The following is a 4,562-nucleotide window of genomic DNA, read 5'->3' on the forward strand; positions in this document are numbered from 1 at the left end:
AAAGAAAGTAGGTGACTTATGGGAAAAATACAGCGTATGAGTGAGCAACTGGCCAATATGATTGCAGCGGGAGAGGTCATTGAACGTCCCGCTTCGGTCGTGAAAGAGTTGCTTGAAAATGCGATTGATGCCCAAAGTACGAATATTGAAATTCATTTACAAGATTCAGGTGTTCGTCAAATTAAAGTCATTGATAATGGAGAAGGGATGAGTGAAGAAGACGCTCATCTCGCCTTTGAACGTCACGCCACAAGTAAAGTTAAAACACAATATGATATATTTAGAATTCAAACACTTGGGTTTCGAGGTGAGGCCCTTCCGTCAATTGCTTCAGTTTCAGATGTTCATGTAAAAACATCAGATGGCATCAATAATGGATTGCATTTAAATATTAAAGGTGGCGATGTTCTTGCATCAAAACCAGGTGTCATGCGTAAGGGAACTGAGATGGAAGTGAATCATCTGTTCTTTAATACACCAGCTCGTTTGAAACATATTAAATCGTTGAATACTGAACTGAGTCATATCACAGATTATATCAATAAGATTGCACTTTCTCATCCAGAGATTGCGTTTAAATTATTTAATAATCAACGACTATTATTCCAAACGAATGGCCAAAATAATTTACAAAGTGTCATTGCTAGTGTTTATGGTTTTGATATTGCGAAAAAGATGATCCCTTTTTCAGCGAAAAATGATACATATGAAATTTCAGGATTTATTAGTGATCCTATCATTAACCGTGCGTCTCGAAATTATATGACAATTATTGTAAATGGGCGTGCGATTCGTAATTATAATGTCATGCGCTCTATTTTAGAAGCCTATCATACCTTATTACCTAAAGATAAATATCCGATTGTGGTCCTTAATCTAAAGCTTGATCCGATGTTAGTGGATGTTAATGTTCATCCTGCTAAACTAGAGGTTCGCTTTTCACAAGAAGAAGCCCTAAGAACGTTTATTTACACAGAAATTAAAAAAGTGTTAAATCACGTGGAGTATATTCCACAAACAGAAATTAAAGCACCCGTTATGCCTCAGCTATCAAAACCAGTTCAACAAACGCTAAGTTTCCAGGCACCCAAAGTAGAGACACCGTCAAAAGTGATTCAACCAGAACCAATGGTGATGAAGCAAAAGTTAGTCATTGAAGAAATTCAAGAGAGTACGGTCGTGACTGATGTAGAAGCGGATTCAGTTCACGAGGAGTCAGTTGAAAGGGTCACACAATCAGTACCTTTCGCCCAATCGAGTCAAGAGGAACTTAAAGTGGTGGCACCAACGAAAACGGAAGAAGCGACACTTGAACTTTATTATATTGGGCAACTTCATGGAACGTATTTACTTGCTCAAAATGAAGAAGGACTATTTATTGTTGATCAACATGCAGCGATGGAGCGTGTGCAATATGAGAAAAATTATCAACTCTTACGTGATGTGAGTGGAGATTGTGTCGAGTTGTTGATTCCTATTGTATTAAAATATGCAGCTAACGAACTATTACTTTTAAAAGAGGCCCTTCCATCTTTAATGAAATTTGGATTTGAAATTGAAGAATTCGGAGGTCAATCATTAGTCGTTCGTAGTATTCCGGTTTGGGCACAGAAACTGGATGCAAAATCGATTGTTGAGACGATTTTACATCAGGTGATTTTAGATAACCAAGTTGATATTGGGAAGTTACGTGAATCAGTGGCAATTATGATGAGTTGTAAAGGATCAATTAAAGCGAATCAGTACATTAATGAGTATGAAATTAAAGAGTTGCTTCAAAGCCTTTGTTATTGTGAGCAACCTTATACGTGTCCGCATGGACGTCCGATTATCGTAAAAATGACAAAGTATGAAATTGAAAAATTGTTTAAACGCGTAATGTAGGTGAAAAAATGGATGTATTATGTATTGTTGGCCCAACAGCCGTTGGGAAAACCAAAATGAGTATCGAGTTGGCGAAGAAATTAAATGGTGAAATTATTAGTGGCGACTCGATGCAGATTTATCGTGGAATGGACATTGGAACAGCTAAAGCAACAATGGATGAGCGCCAAGGGATTCCACATCATTTAATCGATGAAAAAAATCCAGATGAACCATATTCTGTAGCCGCATTCCAACAAACCGTTCGTGCTAAAATGGAAGAGATTAAATCTCGTGGAAAGCTACCGATTATCGTGGGTGGAACAGGATTATATATTAAAAGTGTTTTGTATGATTATGAATTTGCTGGAGAATCTGAATCAAAAGAGGTTGATGAAGCGAAGTATGGTCATTTAAGTAATGAAGAGTTACATGCTAAACTTGCAGCTGTTGATGAAGCGGGGGCAAAAGACATTCATCCTAATAACCGTAAACGTGTTATTCGAGCACTTGAAATTTATGAAACTTCAGGGGTTAAAAAATCTGAAATGATTGAAAAACAAGAACATAAAATGATTTATGACGCTTGCTTAATCGGATTAACGGATGATCGTACTGTTTTATATGATCGTATCAATAAGCGTGTCGATGTGATGTATGAAACAGGATTAGTTGAAGAAGTAAAAGCTTTATTTGATGAAGGTATTCCAGCTGAATCTCAATCGATTCGAGCGATTGGATATAAAGAACTGTATGATTATTTTAAGGGATTCATTTCATTAGAAGAAAGTAAAGAATTAATTAAACGAAATTCTCGACGTTATGCAAAACGTCAATATACATGGTTTAATAATCAAATGGATGTTACATGGTTTAAGGTTGATGTACAACATTTTGATAAAACAGTTCAAGAAGTGTTAACTTATGTTCAGAATAAATAAAAAGGAGACTTTTGATCTCCTTTTTATTTGCTTTGAATAGAGGTGACCACTAAGGTTTGGTTGAATTGCTATCAAATCCTTTGTAGTTGATAGACTGACTATAAGATGCTCTAGTATCAAAGCAGTTTAATAAAGAATTTTAAAATAAATTTGTGTTTCTAGATAGGATATTTAGTCAATAAAAAAACACCTTACTGAAAAGTCAGTAAGGTGTTTTTTGTTAGGCTCTTTGGTACTATAAAACTTGTAGAGAAATACTTTGATTGAAAGTGTTTATTCTACAAGTTTTTTTCATGATAATAGGGTGATTGGTCAACGAAGGTTCTTTGGGTTTTACATCCGTTTGACAAAGTGTTGACCAACTCTATTCATTTAATATTCGATTAAGCAAGTTGGTACATAGCTACCGTGTAACGAACCAAAATGAGTGTATGAATAGAGGTTGGACCCAATCATAAACTTTTGATAAAGGAGTTTTATTATGATCAGTGTAGGAATTGATATTTCTAAAAGAAAAAGTACCGCAGCTATACTGAACGTACAAGGAGAAGTGATTTGTAGCCCATTTGAATTTAGACATACCAAAAGTGGCTTTGAAGAATTATTAATGTATGTTAAAGATTATCCGCAAGATGAAGTGAAATTTATTATGGAAGCTACAGGGATTTACCACCTTGCATTATTAGAGTTTCTTAAAAGTAAAGGATATTTTGTTCATGTTGCGAATCCCTTACTAATTAAAAAGTTCTTTGATGCTGAAATAAGAAAAGGGAAAACAGATCGAAAAGATGCATTGAAATTATCATTATATGGAACTGAGAAGTGGTTTAAGCTAGATGACCATTTAATATCAGAAAAAATATATAATGAGTTAATGATGTTATCACGAGAATATAATCAATTAATTGCCATTCGAACAAAAAGTAAAATTCAATTAAATCATTTAATTGAACGAATTTTTCCAGGAATAGAAAAGATTTTAACAGACTACTATACAGAGTTATTATTAGATTTTTTATTGAAGTATCCGCATGTGAGCTACGTTGTAAAACAAAGCGAAAAAGTCTTCACGAAACAATTTGTAAAAATGGCCGAAAAAAAAGAACACACTAAGGGTCCACAACTCGCAAAAAAAGTTTATGATTTAGCCCTAGAATGTGTTCCGGCTATCTCAAGTAGTAGAAGTCTTGAAATAGCTGTTGAAAGTTGTATCAATGTTCTTCGTAGTACACAAACTTCAACTGATGCCATTATAACACAGATGCGATTATTAGCGAAAGAACTTCCTGAATACGACATGGTCCGGTCAATGCCTGGTATTGGAGATACTTTAGCGCCACGACTCATTGCAGAAATAGGAGATATCCGAAGATTTAAGAATGCAAAAAGTTTGATAGCTTATGCAGGGATAGATGCACCACCGTACCAATCAGGACAATTCGAAGGTACTCGAAGACATATTTCAAAAAGAGGATCTGCTAGCTTGAGGAAATGTGGATTTGAAATTATGTTTATATTGATGAGAAGAGAACCTTCAGAGGATAAGGATATCTACGAATATATTCAGAAAAAGCGAGCTGAAGGTAAAGCGTTTAAAGTAGCACTGTTTGCAGGATTCAATAAAATGCTTCGTATTTACTATGCACGTACAATGGAAATCTATTCAAAGTTAACATAAAGATAAGAAATAATTAAAAAGGCACTGTCTCAGTGTCTATTTTGTCATGCAGAAAAATCGATAAAAATTTTATGAAAAAA

The 4,562-nt window shown here is 34.7% G+C and carries 3 protein-coding genes; all 3 read left to right on the forward strand.

From position 1 onward, the window contains the following. The first annotated feature begins 18 nt into the window (after positions 1-18). The 3 genes from mutL to J6D32_RS09410 all read left to right on the forward strand — a co-directional run bounded on the left by mutL (position 19) and on the right by J6D32_RS09410 (position 4,482). Entirely contained in the window at positions 19-1,884 is a 1,866-nt protein-coding gene (gene mutL, locus J6D32_RS09400; RefSeq protein ID WP_287467603.1) for a DNA mismatch repair endonuclease MutL, read from the forward strand. 8 nt (positions 1,885-1,892) lie between these two features. Continuing rightward, on the forward strand, positions 1,893-2,804 hold the full coding sequence (gene miaA, locus J6D32_RS09405; RefSeq protein WP_287467604.1) for a tRNA (adenosine(37)-N6)-dimethylallyltransferase MiaA: 912 nt from the start codon (positions 1,893-1,895) through the stop codon (positions 2,802-2,804). A gap of 481 nt (positions 2,805-3,285) precedes the next feature. Further along, entirely contained in the window at positions 3,286-4,482 is a 1,197-nt protein-coding gene (locus tag J6D32_RS09410; protein WP_287467605.1) for an IS110 family RNA-guided transposase, read from the forward strand. The last annotated feature ends 80 nt before the right edge of the window (positions 4,483-4,562 follow it).

The organism is Turicibacter sp. (assembly GCF_017941855.1).
Lineage (GTDB): Bacteria > Bacillota_I > Bacilli_A > MOL361 > Turicibacteraceae > Turicibacter > Turicibacter sanguinis.